This window comes from Acidovorax sp. GW835-FHT14G06, assembly GCF_058793595.1.
Genome location: NZ_JBXAGA010000010.1, coordinates 172512 through 190638, shown reverse-complemented (window position 1 = coordinate 190638; position 18127 = coordinate 172512). Strand labels below are relative to the sequence as shown.

At 64.9% G+C, this 18127-nt stretch carries 16 protein-coding genes; 8 read left to right on the top strand and 8 right to left on the bottom strand.

The genetic code is table 11. The features are described from left to right. Window positions 1–62: 62 nt before the first annotated feature. From AC1Q64_RS18775 to AC1Q64_RS18750, 6 genes are read left to right on the top strand one after another with little or no spacing between them, the layout of a single operon-like run. A complete protein-coding gene (locus AC1Q64_RS18775) occupies window positions 63–2684 on the top strand; it encodes a 4Fe-4S binding protein (RefSeq protein WP_492252383.1) in 2622 nt (873 codons plus the stop codon). Continuing rightward, window positions 2684–3961, top strand: coding sequence for a nitrous oxide reductase family maturation protein NosD (locus AC1Q64_RS18770; protein ID WP_492252382.1), 1278 nt, complete (start codon window positions 2684–2686; stop codon window positions 3959–3961). Before AC1Q64_RS18775 ends, AC1Q64_RS18770 begins: the two co-directional genes overlap by 1 nt. Then, window positions 3936–4880: an ABC transporter ATP-binding protein gene (locus AC1Q64_RS18765; RefSeq protein WP_492252381.1), complete on the top strand. Its 945-nt coding sequence runs from the start codon at window positions 3936–3938 to the stop codon at window positions 4878–4880. Before AC1Q64_RS18770 ends, AC1Q64_RS18765 begins: the two co-directional genes overlap by 26 nt. Window positions 4881–4882: 2 nt before the next feature. Next, window positions 4883–5698 carry an ABC transporter permease gene (locus AC1Q64_RS18760; protein WP_492252380.1) on the top strand — a complete coding sequence of 272 codons (816 nt, stop codon included), beginning with the start codon at window positions 4883–4885 and terminating at the stop codon, window positions 5696–5698. Next, window positions 5695–6276, top strand: coding sequence for a nitrous oxide reductase accessory protein NosL (locus tag AC1Q64_RS18755; RefSeq protein WP_492252379.1), 582 nt, complete (start codon window positions 5695–5697; stop codon window positions 6274–6276). The genes AC1Q64_RS18760 and AC1Q64_RS18755 overlap by 4 nt, the downstream gene beginning before the upstream one ends. A gap of 7 nt (window positions 6277–6283) precedes the next feature. Next, window positions 6284–6937, top strand: a complete 654-nt coding sequence (locus tag AC1Q64_RS18750) for a nitrous oxide reductase accessory protein NosL (protein ID WP_492252378.1) — start codon at window positions 6284–6286, stop codon at window positions 6935–6937. An 81-nt stretch (window positions 6938–7018) separates the two neighbouring features. Here AC1Q64_RS18750 and AC1Q64_RS18745 read toward each other — a convergent pair whose 3' ends face one another. The 3 genes from AC1Q64_RS18745 to AC1Q64_RS18735 all read right to left on the bottom strand — a co-directional run bounded on the left by AC1Q64_RS18745 (window position 7019) and on the right by AC1Q64_RS18735 (window position 13171). After that, complete coding sequence (locus tag AC1Q64_RS18745; protein WP_291437071.1) at window positions 7019–8509, bottom strand: DEAD/DEAH box helicase; 1491 nt, start codon at window positions 8507–8509, stop codon at window positions 7019–7021. A gap of 376 nt (window positions 8510–8885) precedes the next feature. Beyond that, a complete protein-coding gene (locus AC1Q64_RS18740; protein WP_492252377.1) occupies window positions 8886–11405 on the bottom strand; it encodes an ABC transporter permease in 2520 nt (839 codons plus the stop codon). A gap of 65 nt (window positions 11406–11470) precedes the next feature. After that, window positions 11471–13171: a C13 family peptidase gene (locus AC1Q64_RS18735; protein ID WP_492252376.1), complete on the bottom strand. Its 1701-nt coding sequence runs from the start codon at window positions 13169–13171 to the stop codon at window positions 11471–11473. 406 nt (window positions 13172–13577) lie between these two features. On the opposite strand from AC1Q64_RS18735, the gene AC1Q64_RS18730 reads away from it, so the two are divergent. Together AC1Q64_RS18730 and rbp are read left to right on the top strand one after the other, a co-directional pair. Next, window positions 13578–13817, top strand: coding sequence for a hypothetical protein (locus AC1Q64_RS18730; RefSeq protein ID WP_492252398.1), 240 nt, complete (start codon window positions 13578–13580; stop codon window positions 13815–13817). A 117-nt stretch (window positions 13818–13934) separates the two neighbouring features. Further along, complete coding sequence (gene rbp / locus AC1Q64_RS18725) at window positions 13935–14285, top strand: RNA-binding regulator (RefSeq protein WP_291437065.1); 351 nt, start codon at window positions 13935–13937, stop codon at window positions 14283–14285. 200 nt (window positions 14286–14485) lie between these two features. Here rbp and AC1Q64_RS18720 read toward each other — a convergent pair whose 3' ends face one another. The 5 genes from AC1Q64_RS18720 to fdh3B all read right to left on the bottom strand — a co-directional run bounded on the left by AC1Q64_RS18720 (window position 14486) and on the right by fdh3B (window position 18115). Then, complete coding sequence (locus AC1Q64_RS18720) at window positions 14486–15433, bottom strand: formate dehydrogenase accessory sulfurtransferase FdhD (RefSeq protein WP_492252375.1); 948 nt, start codon at window positions 15431–15433, stop codon at window positions 14486–14488. A gap of 210 nt (window positions 15434–15643) precedes the next feature. Beyond that, window positions 15644–16033, bottom strand: a complete 390-nt coding sequence (locus AC1Q64_RS18715) for a hypothetical protein (RefSeq protein ID WP_492252397.1) — start codon at window positions 16031–16033, stop codon at window positions 15644–15646. A 17-nt stretch (window positions 16034–16050) separates the two neighbouring features. Further along, on the bottom strand, window positions 16051–17250 hold the full coding sequence (locus AC1Q64_RS18710) for a formate dehydrogenase subunit gamma (protein WP_492252374.1): 1200 nt from the start codon (window positions 17248–17250) through the stop codon (window positions 16051–16053). An 8-nt stretch (window positions 17251–17258) separates the two neighbouring features. Further along, a complete protein-coding gene (locus AC1Q64_RS18705) occupies window positions 17259–17501 on the bottom strand; it encodes a hypothetical protein (RefSeq protein ID WP_291437107.1) in 243 nt (80 codons plus the stop codon). Next, window positions 17498–18115, bottom strand: a complete 618-nt coding sequence (gene fdh3B / locus AC1Q64_RS18700) for a formate dehydrogenase FDH3 subunit beta (RefSeq protein ID WP_108616030.1) — start codon at window positions 18113–18115, stop codon at window positions 17498–17500. Before fdh3B ends, AC1Q64_RS18705 begins: the two co-directional genes overlap by 4 nt. Window positions 18116–18127 lie beyond the last annotated feature (12 nt).

The window sequence follows — 18127 nt, the reverse complement described above, 5'->3', positions numbered from 1 at the left end:
GAAAAAAATTGGCCGCTAGCGCTTGATAGATAAGCGCGAACAGCTATCAAAAAGATAGTCTCATGATTTCCCTCCGTCGGCAGTTCGCCACGCTTCTTCTGGTCTTGCTGGTAGCCCTTTGGCTGGTGCCGCGCGCCCATGCCGCAGCAGGCGCCTACGAGGCCGAGCTGCCCGCCGAACTGGCCAGCGCGCGCGACATGTGCGCACTGGTGCCCTGCAAGGATGTGTTCCCTGGGGCCAGCCATTTTTCCGAGCGCAAGGGCCAGCCGCCCTATGTAGAGGCCTACGACAACGACGGTGCCCAAAAGAAGCTGCTGGGCTATGTGATGCTCTCCACCGACATCACCGACACCCCGGCCTACTCGGGCAAGCCTGTGGTCACGCTGATCGGCATGGACACACAAGGTCGCTTCGTGGGCGTGAAGGTGCTCAAGCATTCCGAGCCCATCCTGCTGCTGGGCATTCCCGAATCCGCACTGCTCAAGTTCAACGCCCAGTACCTGGGCAAGTCGGTGGCCGACAAGATCGAGGTGGGCCAGTCGCGCCCTGATGAAAACGTGCTGGGCCTCGACGCCATCTCGGGCGCTACGGTCACAGTGATCGCGCAGAACCAGGTCATGATGGCCTCGGGCTCGTCCGTGGCGCGGCAGGTGGGCATCCTCGCACCCACGGTGCGCGAGCCCGCACGCTATGCCGAAACCGGCAAGCGCCTGAGCTGGGCCGAGCTGGTGCAACAAGGCACCGTACAACGCCTGCGGGTGCTGCCCGAACAGGTGGGCCTGGACAAGGGCCCCGACCCGTTCATCGAGCTGTGGTTTGGCGACCTGAACCACCCTGACCTGGGCAAAAGCGTGCTGGGCGAGAATGGCTGGAACAACCTGCGCCTGCAGCTCAAGGAGGGCGAACACGCCTTTTTCATCGTCCGCACCGGCGGCAAGGAATCGTTCAAGGGCTCGGGCTTTGTGCGCGGCGGCATCTACGACCGCGTGCAGGTGCGCCAAGGCGCAGATTCGTTCACCTTCCGCGACCTGGACGCGCTCAACCTGTATGACATCGAGGCCGCAGGCGCACCCAGCTACAACGAATCGGTCATCTTCATCATCCGCTCACACGCGTTCTCAGCCGCCTACCCCTGGAAGCTGAGCTTTCTGGGCAACCGCGTGGACCGTGCCACGGGCACTCGCAGCTTCACCAGCTTCGACACGCCCTACTGGCTGCCCGCCGCCATGCTGCAAGGCGGGCGTCCCACCATCGACGAGCCTGATGCCCCCTGGGTGCGCGTGTGGAAGTCGCGTGCGGTAGAGATTGCACTGTTCGCCGTGCTGTTGATCGCCGTGAGCGTGGTGTACGCCCTGCGCGAGAAGCTCACGCGCCTGTCCACCCACAAGAACAAGTGGCCCGTCAACGCCTTCAAGTACAGCTTCTGGGCCCTCAGCATTGGCTGGATCGGCTTCGGCGCCATGGCGCAGCCCTCCATCACGCAGGTGCTGACCTGGTTCCATTCGCTGCTGTTCCAGTGGACCTGGTCGCTGTTCCTGTCCGACCCGTTCATCTTTCTGTTCTGGATTTTCATCATCGTCACGGTGTTCCTGTTCGGGCGTGGTCTGTTCTGCGGCTGGATGTGCCCGTTTGGCTCGCTGCAGGAGGGCATCTACAAGATCGCACGCGTTCTGGGCCTCAAGCGCTTTCAAACCCAGCTGCCGCAACAGTGGCACGACCGGCTCAAGTGGGTGAAATACGGCGTCTTCTTCGGGCTGCTGGTGGTGTCGATGTTCTCCATGGGCCTGGCCGAAAAGCTCGCCGAGGTGGAACCCTTCAAGACCACCTTCCTGGTGGGCGCGCTGAACCGCGCCTGGCCCTATGGCCTGTTTGTGGCCGCCATCTTGGGCGTGTCGATCTTCATCGAGCGGCCCTACTGCAAATACATCTGCCCGCTGGGCGCCTCGCTAGCCATGCCCAGCACGTTCCGCTGGTTTGGCCTCAAGCGCAAGCAGGACTGCAACAGCTGCAAGGCCTGCGCCGTGGGCTGCGGTGCACAGGCGATTGACGCAGACGGCCGCATCGACCACCGCGAATGCCTGCACTGCCTCGACTGCATGATTCTCTACACCGACACCAAGGGCTGCCCGCCCCTGGCCAAGGAACGCAAGCGCCGCGAGAAAGATGGTCTGGAAATCACGCCCATCGGCAAGAACGGCTATTTCATCCCGATCCACCCTGCCACGGTGCAGGACCAGATCTCGGCCAAGGCCGCGAAGGGGTCGGACCCACGCTGGCCTACAGCGCCGGTGCTGCCGCAGACCAAGGCAGGCTCGCGCGGCCTGCGTTGGATGGCGAAGGAGCTGGTGGACCATCTGTGGCCCTGGAGCCGCAAAGGCTGGGCGTCGCGGCGCGCGCTGCAGATCGCGGGCTTCTCGCTCGCCCTGGCTGCCAGCGTGGCCTGGGTGATGACCGCCCTGGGCACGTTGTCGTCGGGCGCCATCATCGGCTGGTGGTTTGGCTGGAGCGTGTACGAGGTGCTGATCCGCCTGTCGGGCAAGCGCTATGTGAAGGACGGCCCGTGGTGGCGCGACCAGTACCGCCGGGCGGGCGTGATGGACATGCTGAGCTATGTGGGCTTCAAGAATCTGCTGATCGGCGCAGCACTCTTCCTGGCCATCAAGGCTGTGGTGGGACTGGCGTGATGAAGTCCCCCCTTGCACTCGCTGCGGTTGCCACGGCCCTGGCGCTGTGGACAGCACTTCCTGCGGCGGCTGCCACCGTGCAGGTGCGCCCCGGCCAGGACCTGCAGGCCGCCATCACGGCTGCGGCGCCGGGAGACACGGTGGAGGTGCAGCGGGGCTTCTACCGCGTGAACCTGCGCATCGACAAGGCCCTGACCCTGCGCGGCATCGACCGCCCCACGCTCAGCGGCGGCCAGACGGGCGACACCATCCGCGTCACCGCGCCCGACGTGGTGATCGAAGGCCTGATCGTGCGCGACTCGGGCACCAGCCTCAAGGACCAGAACGCAGGCATCTACATCTACCCCGGTGCACACCGCGCCGTGGTGCGCCACAACGACCTCACCTACAACCTGTTCGGCCTGTGGATCGAGAAGGCCAACGATGTACAGGTGCTGCACAACACCATCACCGGCCTGCGCGATGTGAACTCGTCGCAGCGCGGCAACGGCGTGCAGCTGTACAACACCACGGGCGCACGCATCGAGGGCAACCACATCAGCTTTGTGCGCGACGCGCTGTATGTGGACGTGTCGCACCACGCGGTGTTTCGCGGCAACCGGCTGCACCACAGCCGCTACGGCACGCACTACATGAACTCCTACTACAACCTGTGGGAGGACAACGACACCTACTACAACCGGGGCGGCCTGGCGCTGATGGAGGTGCGCGACCAGGTGGTGCGCAACAACCGCGCCTGGGGCAACAGCGACCACGGCATCATGCTGCGCACCATGCAGGACTCGGTGATCGAGAACAACGTGGTGGCCGAGAACAACCGGGGCTTCTTCATCTACGACGTGGAGTACGTCACCCTGCGCGGCAACCTGGTGGCGCGCAACACCGTTGGCGTGCACCTGTCGGCCGGCTCCACCCGCAACAAGGTCGACAACAACGACTTCATCGGTAACCGCGAACAGGTGCGCTATGTGGGCGCCCGCGACGAACGCTGGGGCACCGAAGGCGGCAACCACTGGAGCAACTACCTGGGCTGGGACCGCGACGGCAACGGCGTGGGTGACGTGCCCTACGAGGCCAACGACATGGTGGACCGCCTGACCTGGCGCCACCCCGCCATCAAGCTGCTCCTGGCCAGCCCCGCCGTGCAGGCACTGCGCCTGGTGGGCCAGCAGTTTCCGGTGCTGCGCGTGCCCACCGTGGTGGACCCCAAGCCCCGCATGCAACCGAACCAACCCCAACGGAATTTTCAGCGTGACACGCAACCCTCCCCCCATTGACCTGAGCGAGCCCCCCGCCATCGAGGTGCGGAGCGCGCACAAGCACTACGGCGCACTGCACGCCGTGGACGGCATCGACCTGCGCATCGCGCGCGGCGAGATCTTTGGCCTCATCGGCCACAACGGCGCGGGCAAGAGCACGCTGTTCAAGATGATTCTGGGCCTCACGCCCGCCACTGCGGGCGAAATCCGTGTCGGCGGCGCCACGGTGCAGGGCCGCGACTTTCGCGCCGCCCGCCGCCACCTGGGCTACCTGCCCGAGAACGTGGTGCTGTATGACAACCTGAACGGGCTGGAGACACTGCGCTTTTTTGCCCGCCTCAAGGGTGCGCCCCTCACGCAATGCCCCGCACTGCTGGAACGCGTGGGCCTGGCCCACGCGGGCAACCGTGCCGTGCGCGAATACTCCAAGGGCATGCGCCAGCGCCTGGGGTTTGCACAGGCCCTGCTGGGCGAGCCCCAGGTGCTGCTGCTCGACGAGCCCACCAACGGCCTGGACCCGCAAGCCATCCGCGACTTCTACGCCACGCTGCGCGCGCTGCAGGCGGGTGGTGTGACCATCGTCATCACCTCGCACATCCTGGCCGAGCTGCAGGAGCGCGTGGACCGCCTGGCCATCCTGGCCTCCGGCAAGCTGCAGGCCCTGGGCAGTGTGCAGGCGCTGCGCGAGCAGGCGCACATGCCGCTGACCATCAACCTCACGCTGGCCGCAGCCGACCGGCCTGCCGCGCTGGAGCTGCTCTCTGCAGTGCCCGGCATCACCGGGACGGAAACGCCGGAAGGCCTGCACGTGGACTGCCCGCGCGGCAGCAAGATGGCCGTGCTGGGTGTGCTGGCACCGCTGGGCGCCGCGCTGCAAGACTTGCAGATCCAGGAGCCCTCGCTTGAGGATGTGTACTTCGACCTGCGCAAGGGCTAGCCATGGAATTCCACCAAATCCTCACCATCGCGGGCAAAGAGTTCCGCGACCGCATGCGCAACCGCTGGGTGCTGGCCGTGGCGCTCGTGTTCACCGTGTTCTCGCTGGCCATCGCCTACTTTGGCGGCGCGCAGCAGGGCACCGTGGGCTTTCGCTCCATCGAGTTCACCATCGCCAGCCTGGTCAGCCTGGTCATCTACCTCATCCCGCTGATCGCACTGCTGCTGGGCTTCGACGCCATCGTGGGCGAACGCGAACGCGGCTCGCTCGACCTGCTGCTGTCGCTGCCCATCACGCGGCTGGAGCTGCTGCTGGGCAAGTACCTGGGGCTGGCGGCGGCGCTCACGCTCTCGACGCTGGCGGGGTTCGGCCTGGTGGCGGTGCTGCTGGTCCGGCAGTTCAGCGGGGCTGCGCTGTTCCACTACGGCGGCTTCATGATCAGCTCGGTGCTGCTAGGGCTGGCCTTTTTGAGCATGGCGGTGCTGCTGTCGGTGCTCACGCACGAGCGCACACGCGCCTCCGGTCTGGCGATTGCCGCCTGGTTCTTTTTTGTGCTGGTGTTTGACCTGCTGCTGCTGGGCGCCCTGGTGGCCACAGGCGGCAGCGTCGGCGGCGAGGCCATGGCCTACCTGCTGCTGCTCAACCCGGCCGACGTTTTCCGCATCCTCAACGTGTTCTCGCTCGACGACGTGCGCACCCTGTACGGCCTGACCAGCATCGTGCCACCTGCCCTGGCCAAGCCATGGCTGATGGGCGCGGTGATGGCGGGCTGGATCGCGGTGCCCCTGGGCCTGGCGAGCTGGAGATTCAAGCCATGACGAACAAATCCCACAACCAATACCAATGCGCCTGCGCCACACGGCGCCAACTGCTGGGCTGGGCGGCCCTCGCATCGCTGGGCACGCTCACCGGCCTCACGGGCCTGACCGGCTGCAGCCAGGCGGACAACAGCGCGCAGTCCCTGAAACCCTTGGAGATCGACCGCACCACCAGCTGCGAACTCGACGGCATGCTGCTGGCCGACTACCCCGGCCCCAAGGCGCAGGTGCGCTTTGCGGGGCAGGACAAGCCTTCGTTCTTCTGCGACACGGTGGAGCTGTTCAGCACCCTGCTGGCCGGCGAACAGGTGCGCGCCGTGCAGGCCGTGTACGTGCAGGACATGGGCAAAGCCGACTGGAATGCACCACAGGGCCACTGGATAGACGGCAAGACCGCCATCTACGTGGTGGGCGGCAAGCGCCACGGCTCCATGGGCCCCACCATCGGCAGCTTTGCGCAAGAAGCCGACGCGAAGAAGTTTGCTGCTGAATATGGCGGCAAGGTTCTGCGCTTTGCCGAGATCACGCCCGCCATGGTGGACCTGAGCGGCGGGGCACTGCACGACACGCGGATGTGAGCCGCCCATGCCTGCGCTGATGCCCCGCCCACACGCAGCCAGCCGGCGCACAGCCCTTGCAGCCCTGCTGCTGGGCTCGGCAGGCCTGGTGGCATGGCAATGGCCCCAGCGCACTCCGCCCCGCCCGTCCGGCAACGACGCCTTGGAGGGCATCGGCGACGATGTGTGCGTGGTGGCACCGCCCACGCCCTACGCCCCTGCGCTGGGCCAGCCCCTGGCCGCTGCCCGCGAGGTGCCCGCTGACGCGCGCTGCCCGGTGTGTGGCATGTACCCGGCCCGCGCACGGGCGTGGGCGGCGCAGGTCATTTTTGCGGACGGGGATGCGTACTTTTTTGACTCACCGCTCAGCCTCATGCTGTACCTGGGCAACGTGGCCCACTACACGCGAGGCCGCACGGCCGGTGCCATCGTGGCCAGGTATGTGACCGATACCGGTACGGGTGGTTGGCTGAACGCGCAGGAGGCGGTGTACGTGACAGGGTCTTCGGCCATGGGGCCGATGCGGGCGGGCAATCTGCCCGCGTTTGCCGATGCGGAGGCTGCACAGCGGTTTGTGCAGCAGCGTGGGGGGCGGGCTGTCCCCTTCGGTGCTATCGATGTAGCCTTGTTGCGCAGGCTGGCCCCGAACCTCCGGGCCGACCACCGCTTGCATTCAGGCTGAGGGGGCCTCATTTGCTACTGAAAATATAGCTAATTGCGCTTATCCATCAAGCGCTACAGGCCTAAAAAGGCCTGAATTTCGTCACTGCACCGAAGTCTCTGGCTGGACGGCCTTGAACAGCGCAGCCACCTTGCGCTTGGGCTTGATGTTGGCTGACACGCTGCTGCGCGGGGCTGACTTGGCAGCTTCCCAGGCGGGGGTTGCATCGGCAGCTGCGCTGGCCTCATATGGCTTCTCAAAGAAGGGATCGCGCGAGGCAACGGCCGGGCGGAAGCCACGGTGCTGTTCGCGGCCCTCGCGGCCGATACGCTGGTCACGCTCGCGCCGTGGCGCAGCAGGAGCGGCCGGCAGCGCATCCCGCCCGTCACCCGTCTCACCGGCTTCGCGCCAGGCACGGCGGCCGTCGTTGATGCGGCCACGGGGCTGGTCTTCTTCGTATTCGATGGCTTCGAGATCGATCTTTTTCTTGATCAGTTTCTCAATATCAGCCACCAGGCGGGCGTCGCTGCCCGACACCAGCGTGACGGCCAGGCCCGACGCACCGGCGCGACCCGTGCGGCCAATGCGGTGCACATAGTCTTCTGCGTTGAAAGGCACGTCGAAGTTGAACACCGCAGGCACGTCCTTGATGTCGAGGCCGCGCGCGGCCACATCGGTACACACCAACAGATCGACTTCGCCACTCTTGAAGGCTTCGAGCGCCTTCAGGCGCTCGTCCTGACTCTTGTCGCCGTGCAGCGCGGCGGTCTTGAGGCCTTCGCGCTCCAGGCTGCGCGCCAGACGGGCACAACCGAGCTTGCTGTTCACGAAGATGAAGGCCTGCTTGATGCCGCGCGTCTTGAGCACCTGGTGGATGGCGCGGCGCTTATCGTCGTCGTTGGCGCTGTAAAAGCGCTGCTCCACCGTGGAGGCCGTCTCGTTCGGGCGGGCCACTTCGATGGTGATGGGGTTTTGCAGGTAGCTGCTCGCCAGGCGCTTGATCTCGGGCGAGAACGTGGCGCTGAACAGCAGCGTAGTGCGCTGCTTGGGCAGGTAGCTCAGGATGCGCTGCAGGTCGGGCAAAAAACCGATGTCCAGCATGCGGTCGGCCTCGTCGAGCACCACGTACTCCACCTGGTTGAGCACCGCGTTTTTGGCTTCGATGTGATCGAGCAGGCGGCCCGGCGTAGCCACCAGGACTTCGACGCCTTTTTTCAGCTCGATAGTCTGGGGCTTCATGTCCATGCCGCCAAACACCACCGTGCTGCGCAGCTTGGTGTATTTGGCGTACAGCGCGATCTGCTGTGCCACCTGGTCGGCCAGCTCGCGCGTGGGCAACAGCACCAGAGCGCGCACAGGGTGGCGGGCGGGGGATGTGGAACTGCTCTCGTGCTTGAGCAGGCGCTGCAGCAAAGGCAGCGAGAACGCGGCCGTTTTGCCGGTGCCGGTCTGGGCAGCGCCCATCACGTCCTGGCCGGTGAGCACCACCGGGATGGCCTGCGCCTGGATAGGCGTCATGGACTCGTAGCCCATTTCGGCTACGGCGCGCGCCAGCGGCTCAGCCAGCGATAGATTGGAAAAGGAACTTGTCATTTAGCTCTCTATTGTCGCACCGGTGGCCCAAAAAGCGATTTTTCGGGCTCGGAGCGGCAAAAATGCAGTATGCGCAGTCAGCGCATTGGCGTGCGTTTGCTATTTATTTGATAGCTGTTGGCACATATGAATTCGGCGCTACCAGCTGTTTTTATTCAAACTCTGGGCCGGCAAGGCAAGGTGCCGTAACACCTTGCGCCGCGTGCGGGCGTTGCATCGCTGACTGGGCAATATCCCAGCAGTTGGCAAGAAAGGCACCCGAAGCAAACACCCGAAGAAAGTGCTCGACATCGGCGGGCGGCAGAGGTCACACGGGTGACCTCTCTCCCTTTCTGTCGCAGTGAAGTGCAGTGAAGTGCGCCCGTCTGCCAGACGGTTACTCGGCAGAACGCCTCAGTGTGTCCACCACCGGGCGCAACAGCACCTCGCGCAAGCCCCACCAGCCTGCGGCCAGCGCCAACAAGGCCCCCGCAAGCGCGCCTGCCAGAGGCACCCAGGGGGCGGCAGTCCAGGTGAAGTCAAACACATAACGCGCCAACGCCCAGCCCACGCCCACTGCCACCGCGCTGGCCAGAAAGCCCGCCAGCAGGCCTACACCCACCAGTTCGGCCCGCTGCACCTGTCGCAGCAGGCTGGCACGGGCCCCCACGGCACGCATGATGGCGTACTCACGCGCGCGCTCTTCGCGGGTGGCCGTGACGGCTGCAAACAGCACCACCAGGCCGGCCGCGAGCGTGAACGCAAACAAGAACTCCACCGCGCGGATCACCTGCTCCAGCACCCGCTGCACCTGGGCAATGGTGGCGCCCATGTCCACATTGGTGATGTTGGGAAACTGGCGCACCAGTGCGTTGTCAAAACCGTGGGTTTCGGGTGCTCGGTAGGCGGCCAGATAGGTGACCGGGACATCCTTGACCTCTGCCACTGGGTACATCACAAAGAAATTGGCGCGCATGGAACCCCAGTCCACCTTGCGCAGGCTGGTGATGCGGGCCTCATCCTGCACGCCGCCCATATCGAACTGCAAACGGTCACCCAGCTGCAGGCCCAATGTCTGGGCGATACCTTCTTCCACGCTGATGGCGCCCTCCTCGCCTGGCGTCCAGCGCCCTGCCACCACCTGGTTGTGGGGCGGCGCCTCCACCGCATTCGACAGGTTGAACTCGCGGTCCACCAGGCGCTTGGCGCGGTCGTCGGTGTAGTTGTCAGGCCCGACGGGCTTGCCGTTCACGGCGACCAGGCGGCCCCGGATCATCGGATACCAGTCGTAGCGAACCACTCCGCTGTCCTTGAGCGTCTGCTGGAATGCCTCGGACTGGTCGGGCATTACGTTGATGACAAAACGGTTGGGCGCGTCGGGCGGAGTCGCCCTGCGCCAGCTGCTGATGAGGTCGGTGCGCAGCAGGACCAGCAGCACCAGGGCCAGCAGGCCCACCGCCAGGCTGCTGACCTGCACAACGGCATAGGCCGGGCGCGCGGAGATCTGCCGCGTGGCCAGCACGAGCCAACGCGGGGCGGTGCTCTCGTTCACGCTCTTGCGCAGCAGCTTGACCGCCACCCATGACAGGCCTGCAAACAGCGCCACGGCACCGGCAAAACCACCCACGGCAATCAGGCCCAGCTTGATGTCACTGCTGACCGCCAGCAACAGCGCGGCAAAGCCAGCAATACCGATACCCAGCACTGCCAGCGAGGCGGGCTTGAGCCCCCCCACATCACGCCGGATCACCCGCAACGGCGGCACCTGCGCCAGCTGCAGCACCGGCGGCAAGCCAAACGCAAACAGCAGCGTGAGCCCCATGCCCAGGCCAAACACCACCGGCCACAGGCTGGGCGGGGGCAAGGCCGATTCCACCAATCCCGCCAGCAGCAGCACAAAGGCGTAATGCACCACGTAGCCCAGCGCCACACCCAGGGCGCTGGCAAACAGGCCAATCAGCGCGAACTCCGTGGTGTAGGCCCCAGCAATGGTGCGCTGGCTTTGCCCCAGCACGCGCAGCATGGCCGAGGCATCGAGGTGTTCAGCCGCGAAGCCGCGCGCGGCCAGTGCCACCGCCACGGCCGACAACAACGCAGCCAGCAGCGCCACCAGGCTCAAGAATTTCTGGGCGCGGTCGAGCGTCTGACGCATCTCGGGGCGGCCACTTTCCAGCGACTCCACCCGCACGCCATGCACTTCGGGCTTCTTGGCCTCGACCACCGCCCAATCGTTGAAGGCTTTGATGGCCGATGCCGGTCCGACCACGGCAAAGCGGTAGGTCAGGCGGCTGGCAGGCTGCACCAGCCCCGTGGCGGGCAGGTCGAGTTCGTTGACCATCACACGCGGCGCAAAGCTCATGAAGCCCGCCCCACGGTCAGGCTCGATGACGATGATGCGCGCGATGCGCAGTTGCGCATCGCCCAGCAACAGCTTGTCGCCCATGGCGAGATTGAGCGATTCGAGCAGCGGCGCATCCACCCACACCTCGCCGGGCGCCGGGATGTCGCGCGTCGGCTGCTCCAGCGCACCAGGGGCATCCGCCACCGTGAGGCTACCGCGCAGCGGGTAGCCCGACTGCACACTCTTGAGTGCCACCAGCTTGCTGGCGCCGCCCTGCGCATCGCTCGCGCGGCCCATGGTCGGAAAGCCCAGCGTGGTCACTGACTGCAACTCGAGCGCCTTGGCGCGCTCCACAAAAGCTGCTGGCGTTGGGTTGTCGCTGGCCACAACAGCATCACCCCCCAGCAGCTGCAGGGCATCGCGCTGCAGCCCGCCTTGCAGGCGATCGGCAAAAAACCCCACGGACGTGAGCGCGGCCACTGCCAGGGTGACGGCCACAATCAGCAGGCGCAACTCGCCCGCGCGCAGGTCCCGGGCCAGGGTGCGCCAGCCAAGGCGCAGGAAAGACAGGTTCATGGGCAGACCTTAGCGCAAAGCGAACGGGCTGGCGGGCCGTGGGGTGTTAGAAGGTGTTCAATGCGTCAGGGCCGCAGCGGTGGCGCTACGGCGGGGACGGTTGCCGCAGCGGTCGCCGGCGCCGGTCCTGAGGCGTCGGTCGCAGGCGCAGGGACTTCGCTGGAGGCGTTTGGTGCCTCCGTCTGCAGCCGCTGTTCCAGCGCCTGCAACACCGGGGTGATCTGTTTGCCCACGCGGATCTGCGGGTTCGAAAAGCCATCGGCCTTGCCTGCCTCGATCTCACGCTGCTGGATCAGCGGCACTGCCTTGGCAAAAGCCTCGGTGAAGGAATGGGTCTGGCGCAGTTGTTCATGAAACACCGCACGGCCAAAGAAGGTCAGCTCAGACAGTCTGCCGCAGCCGTAAGAGGTGTGGGTGGCATCGGCTGCCGTCATGATCAGCGTGCTGTCGGTGGCCAGCGGTTCGATCCAGCCTCCCGAGAAGCAGGCGGACACCGCGATCACGCGGTTGCGGATACCCGCCTCGTCCAGCGCTGCACGCAGCATCTCCGGCGTCACGGGTGGTACCTGCAGCGGCCAGTGCGCCGCAGCCAGCTCATGGTTGCGCGCGCCGTGCGAGGTCATGTAAATCACCAGCACATCATGCTCGCGATCCATGCGCGCGGCCAGCGCAGCAATGGCGCGTTGCAGATTCTCGGGCGTCGCCCAGGGGTGGGTCTCGGCAGTTTCTGCATGGTTGAGCAGGTGCAGAACCCGGCCCTGGGCGTCAAACCGCTCCTGCAGCAGCGTGCTGACCATGGTGCTTTCGCGGCGGAACACGTTTTCATCCGCATAGGGCGCGAACACCAGCCCATAGACATCCACCACGCCGGGACGCTGAGGCAACAAAGCATCCACCTGCTGCTGCCACAGCAGCTGCTGATCCTCAAAAAGGCCTTGCGATAGCGCCAGTTGCGCAGGCTCTGGAGGCTGCGCTCCGTCGGCGGACACGGCCGACGCATCGGCCACCGCCAGGGCTTCTTCCTCCCAGGGCTGGTCCTGAAACTGCCACATCCCCACCCCGACCACCACAGCCATCGCCACCCCAAAAAACGCAGTGCGCACCCGCGATCGGATGAAGCGGGCACTCACCACCACCAGCGTGGCCAGCACCCATACCGTGAGCACGCCGTAGGCCACCCAGAAAAGGATGCTCGCCACCGTCCCATTCCACAGCTCTGGCTGGTGAACCGCCGCTCCCATCAGGGCATAGAGCACCAGCAAAGGGGCCAGTGGCGCCCACGCCGACAGCACATACCAGGCCGCCAGCCCGCCCGAGGGGCCGGGCACACCCAGCTCCGGCGCGGGGGCAGGTGCACGCTGTGCTGGCGCCATGGCCCACCAGGCCAGCCACAGCAGCACCAGGCTGCTCCACATGGGGGTCAGCCAGCCACGCAGGCTGAACTGCGCCGGGCCCACAACCTGCCACCGGGAGGCCCCCACCAGCAACGCGCCGCTGATCAACGACAACAACAGCAACTGCCAGGGCGTGGGTGCTGCAGACCCTGTGCGCGGTGCCAGGAACAGCGCTGCGCGCAATCCTTCGCGCATCCAGCCCCACAGTGAAAGGCGCTCCGTTGCGGGAACAGCCCTGATGGCAGACGGTGTGGGCACATCTTGCGGCGACCGGCTCAACGGAACTTCAATCTCCGTGTGGGCCAGTTCTGGCCCCCACTGGCTGGGCAACGTGTCGGCCCAGGTGCTGCTGCTGGCGTTCAGGTCTTTCATGCGCGCATCATGCCATCGCGTAATGACGCCTTCTGTGGCCGTGGAACCCGTCGAAACGGGGCCGTAAAGGCTGCGGGGCCGAGCCCAAGTACGATGGAGAGCGATTGCCGAACGCCTCATTGCGCCAGAGCCCATCCGCCTTCGTACGAGGATTCAAGGCGCTTGCATCGCCTTTTTTAAAACCAGAAATAATATTAAACAAAAATTAAATAACAAATGACATATACTCAGCTTCGTTGCAGTCACGGCTCTTAACGCTAGCAGTCACCGCAACGCCTGCCTCCAAGCGGTCAATCGCGCCATGGCAGGCCGCCTTTTGCGACCTTGTCGCCCAGTGGGTCTGAAGAGCTGCAGCCCACCGAGTCCCTCGATGCTCACGCAGGTCGATACTGGCCTGCGTTTCCGAATGCACCAGATTTCAAATAACGCTATTTCCATGGGCCAATACGTCGTTTCGCCCGCGACACACCCGACCGACTGCGGCCGCTTCCGCGCCTCCTTTTCGGTCCATCGTTCAGAGGGCAACGGCAGCTACTGCCGAGTGTTCCGTTTTGACAAAGCCTTTGCCTCGCGCGAAGCTGCCCGGCTCTTTGCAGTCACCCAGGGCTGGCTGCAAGCGTGCATGCCCCATCCCCCTGTGTGCTGAAGCTCTGCTGACGGCAGGCTCCAACCCCCCATCCCAGTTGCTGTGGGCTCCCGTTCACACTTCTGCACCCCAACGGTGCGCCCCTCTTTGCGCGCCAACCTTCAGAAAGGCTCTTCCATGAGCACCAAGATCTACGTGGGCAACCTGCCCTATTCCGTGACCGATTCCAGCCTGCAAAGCAACTTTGCCGAGTTCGGCAACGTGTCCTCCGCCAAGGTCATGATGGACCGCGAAACCGGCCGTTCCAAGGGCTTCGGCTTTGTGGAAATGGCGTCTGCCGAAGTGGCCCAGGCAGCCATCAGCGCGCTGCACGGCATGTCCGTCGATGGACGCTCGATTGTGGTGAACCTGGCCCGCCCCCGCGAAGAAGGCGGCGGTGCAGGTGGCTACAACGCCGGTGGCTACAGTGCGAGCAAGCGCTCGGACGTTGGCTATGGCACGGGCGGCTACGGCGGCGGTCGCTACTGAGCCCTGGGGCTTCGTGAAAATGCCGGCTCTCTGGAGCCGGTTTTTTTTCGCCTTGCCCATGTCCTTGGAGGGGCAGCAGACCAAAGCAGGTCGGTGGGGTTCGATGCCCGCCGCTGCGGTGTCCAGCCCAAGGGTTATAGCGTCGCCAGGGCCTCTGCACCACCCAAATTTCCGGGCGCAAGCCATCCCGCTTTGTCGCCTCACACCTCGCCAAAAGCCCGAGCGGGTGGCACTACTGGGGCCTGGGCCAGTTCCGGCTGCAGCACCAGGCGGTGCGTGCCGCTGTAGCAGACAAACCGGCGGTTGGTGGCACGCCCGATGGCGCACAGGCCCAGTTGCTGGGCCACGGCGTGGCCCATTTGTGTCATGCCGCTGCGGGATACCACGATGGGCACCCCCATCTGCGCGGACTTAATGACCATCTCGCTGGTGAGACGACCGGTGGTGTAGAACACCTTGTCTGCCCCCGACATGGGAACGGTCGCTGCGTCTCCCGCACAGCCGCCTGATGAACACGTTTCAGGATTCATCCACATCCAGCCCGCAATAGTGTCAATCGCATTGTGGCGGCCGACGTCTTCCACAAACGTCAGCAATTCCTCGCCCCTGAACAGGGCACAACCATGCACCGAACCGGACGACTTGTAGGTGGTCTCCTTGAGGCGAATCGCGTTCACGATGCCGTACAGCTGGCCTTGAGTCAGGCGGGCATCGGGCAACTGGATGCGGTCCACTTCGTCCATCAGCCCGCCAAACACACTGCCCTGCCCGCAGCCTGTGGTGACGACCTTGCTGGCCGTGCGCTCTTCGATGCGTGCAATGCCCTGGCGCGTGCGCACGGCGGCGGCGTAGACCTCCCAATCGACCGTGATCGACTCGATGTCGAACACCGATTCGACCAGCCGCTGATTGCGCAGATAACCCAGCACCAGCAGCTCTGGTTGCGCACCCAGCGTCATCAGCGTGACGAGCTCGCGCTTGTCCACGTAGATCGTGAGCGGACGCTCGGCGGGGATCTGTACTTCCTCCCGTGCGCCCAGTTCATTGACGACCTCCACCGCATGGGTCAGCGGAGCGTGGGCCTGCGTCAGGCGCGGCAGCGAAGGCGTTGACAAACCGGAGAGGGTGGACAAGGAACTGGAACTCATGGGGCAAATATACGCAGTGTGGCGCTATAGCGATCAGCGCACGGGAATGGGCCGCTGCGCAGCCCGGTCACCACGCTTCACTGAGGCAGCCCAGTGATGTAGCGCCTCGCCAGGCGAGGCTCAATCATGCTCTTTGCACAGCACAGCCCAATAAAAAAGCCGCGCCCCACCAGGGAACGCGGCTTGATGCCCGGCGCGGGAGCGCGCGTGTCAGGACTTGGAGGCCGGTGCAGCCGCAGCGGCAGGCACCTGCGTGCTGGGAGGGCTGCTGGCTGTGCCAGGTGGCGAATGTGCACCGGCTGCCTCGGCCGGTTTGGCTGCTGGCGGCGTGTAAGCGAAGGGGCCAGGGTCCGTACATGCGGATCCGGTGGCAGTCGCAGGCTTGGCCGAGGGCGTGGTCTTGCGGTAGTGCGCTGCAACCTTGTCCTGCGACAGGCACAGCTTGAAGTTGTCCACCTTGCCGGCCCACGCAGCTTTGGCTGCCGCCTCGGCCGCCTTGGTAGCCGCCTCAGGGGATGGAGCAGGCAGCTTGGCTGATGCCAGTGTGCAGACGCCGGTGACGCACAGCGCCACCACGGTTTTACGGGTGAAGAATTGCATTGTTGTCATGGAGAGCCTCATGCCTGAACGGGCTTGCCTGCAGCGGCCTCACCGGCGGGGGCGGTGGCACTGCGCTGTTTAGGGATCTTGCCAGCCTGGATATCGTCGTACCACAGCTCGTGGTGCTCCTTGGCCCAGGTCTCATCGACATAACCCGTGCGCATGGCCTTGTAGGCGCCTTGCATGCCCACGGTGCCCATGTAGATGTGGCCCATGAACATCACCATCATCACCACGGTGGCCACGGCGTGCACCATGTGCGCGATCTGCATGGTGCCGCGCTCATAGATCAGGCCCGGGATGAGCTTGTCGAGTACCAGCCCGGACGCGACCACGATGAAGCCCAAACCCAGCACGCCCGCCCAGAAGACGACCTTTTCCCCCGCATTGAAACGGTGCGAAGGCACTTCATGGCCGGACATCAGACCACCGCCCTTCACAATCCAGGTGATGTCTTCCTTGGTCGGAAGGTTGTCCTTGAGAAAGGTGAAAAACACGATGATCAGAGAAACCGCGAACAAAGGCCCTGCAAAGTTATGGACGTTCTTGAGCGCGTAAGTGAGCCAGCCAAACAGCGTGCTGCCCATCACAGGAAGCAGGAAGAACTTGCCAAACGCCATCACCAGACCAGACAACGCCAGTGCCACGAAGGCAATCGCGTTGGCCCAATGCGCAGACCGTTCGAAGGGCGTAAAACGCTCGATCTTCCGGCCCGTCTCGGCGCCGTGCAGCATGATCATGCCCTTGCGCCAGTAAAACAGCGCAATCGCCCCCGCCACGATCAGCAACAGCGAACCACCGTAAGGAATGATCCAGTTGTTGCGCACCTGGCGCCAGGCTTCGCCCGCATTGGTCACCCGCGAGCCGGGGTACTGCACAAAGCGCTGGATCAGGTTACCCGCCTCGGGCGCCTGGGTTACGGGCAGGCTGCTGTAACCCGTCACGCCTTGCCCCACCTGGCGCCACATGGGCGCGTTGTTGCCGGGCTGCACCTTCATGCGCTCGCCGTTGGTCTGCTCGGCGTATTGGGGGTCGGCGCTGGCGTCGGGTTTGACCTGAAAGATGTTCTGGCTTTGCACGCCGCCCACCGCAGCCGGTGCAGCGGTGGCTGCAGGAGCCGCCACGGATGCGTCCGGCGCAGCCGGCGGCGTCTGGGCGCTAGCCAGCCCCCAGGCCAGACTGGCCACCAAGGCCATGGACCACACGATGTATTTCATGGTGGACCTCACTTCGCCTGGGTGCGGGTGTATTCGTTCTGCCCGTACTGCTGGCGCGCTTTCAACTGCGCTTCCCAGCTGGTTTTGTCACCGGCTTTCCAGCCAGGCTGCGTGAAGTTGCTGCCGGTGCCCGCGTAAGGCGGAGCATCGCTGCGGACGCCCATGCCTGTCTGTGGCTTCTCGGTGCAGGCGCTGAGTGACAACACGGCCACTGCGGCAGCCAGGGTCCATTGAACGGTGCGCTGCATCATGACTTGCCTCCTGCAGGCTGACCTGCTTGTTGCGAACCGTAGGCAGTACCCCAGCCCCACACCTCGGCGCCCTTGCCACGCTGCACCACGCGGTTGCGGAAGATATCCGCCACCACATCGCCGTCACCGGCCAGCAGGGCCTTGGTAGAACACATTTCTGCACAGGCAGGCAGCTTGCCCTCGGCCAGGCGGTTGCGGCCGTATTTTTCAAACTCCGCCTGGCTGCCATGTGCCTCGGGGCCACCGGCGCAAAACGTGCATTTGTCCATCTTGCCGCGCACACCAAAGGTGCCCGACGAAGGGAACTGCGGCGCGCCAAAGGGGCAGGCATAGCTGCAGTAGCCGCAGCCAATGCACACGTCCTTGTCGTGCAACACCACACCCTCTTCGGTGCGGTAGAAGCAGTTGACGGGGCACACCGCCATGCAGGGTGCATCGCTGCAGTGCATGCAGGCCACCGAGATGGACTTCTCGCCCGGCACACCGTCGTTGAGCGTGACCACGCGGCGGCGGTTCACGCCCCAGGGTACTTCGTGTTCGTTCTTGCAGGCGGTCACGCAGCCGTTGCATTCGATGCAGCGCTCTGCGTCACAGATGAATTTCATTCGTGCCATGTGTGTATCTCC

Coding starts and splice junctions, on each gene's coding strand:
- AC1Q64_RS18750 (WP_492252378.1), top strand. CDS start 6,284: ATGCCTGCGCTGATGCCCCGCCCACACGCAGCCAGCCGGCGCACAGCC.
- AC1Q64_RS18745 (WP_291437071.1), bottom strand. CDS start 8,509: ATGACAAGTTCCTTTTCCAATCTATCGCTGGCTGAGCCGCTGGCGCGC.
- AC1Q64_RS18730 (WP_492252398.1), top strand. CDS start 13,578: ATGCACCAGATTTCAAATAACGCTATTTCCATGGGCCAATACGTCGTT.
- AC1Q64_RS18715 (WP_492252397.1), bottom strand. CDS start 16,033: ATGCAATTCTTCACCCGTAAAACCGTGGTGGCGCTGTGCGTCACCGGC.
- rbp (WP_291437065.1), top strand. CDS start 13,935: ATGAGCACCAAGATCTACGTGGGCAACCTGCCCTATTCCGTGACCGAT.
- AC1Q64_RS18770 (WP_492252382.1), top strand. CDS start 2,684: ATGAAGTCCCCCCTTGCACTCGCTGCGGTTGCCACGGCCCTGGCGCTG.
- AC1Q64_RS18720 (WP_492252375.1), bottom strand. CDS start 15,433: ATGAGTTCCAGTTCCTTGTCCACCCTCTCCGGTTTGTCAACGCCTTCG.
- AC1Q64_RS18705 (WP_291437107.1), bottom strand. CDS start 17,501: ATGATGCAGCGCACCGTTCAATGGACCCTGGCTGCCGCAGTGGCCGTG.
- AC1Q64_RS18740 (WP_492252377.1), bottom strand. CDS start 11,405: ATGAACCTGTCTTTCCTGCGCCTTGGCTGGCGCACCCTGGCCCGGGAC.
- AC1Q64_RS18710 (WP_492252374.1), bottom strand. CDS start 17,250: ATGAAATACATCGTGTGGTCCATGGCCTTGGTGGCCAGTCTGGCCTGG.
- AC1Q64_RS18755 (WP_492252379.1), top strand. CDS start 5,695: ATGACGAACAAATCCCACAACCAATACCAATGCGCCTGCGCCACACGG.
- AC1Q64_RS18775 (WP_492252383.1), top strand. CDS start 63: ATGATTTCCCTCCGTCGGCAGTTCGCCACGCTTCTTCTGGTCTTGCTG.
- fdh3B (WP_108616030.1), bottom strand. CDS start 18,115: ATGGCACGAATGAAATTCATCTGTGACGCAGAGCGCTGCATCGAATGC.
- AC1Q64_RS18760 (WP_492252380.1), top strand. CDS start 4,883: ATGGAATTCCACCAAATCCTCACCATCGCGGGCAAAGAGTTCCGCGAC.
- AC1Q64_RS18735 (WP_492252376.1), bottom strand. CDS start 13,171: ATGAAAGACCTGAACGCCAGCAGCAGCACCTGGGCCGACACGTTGCCC.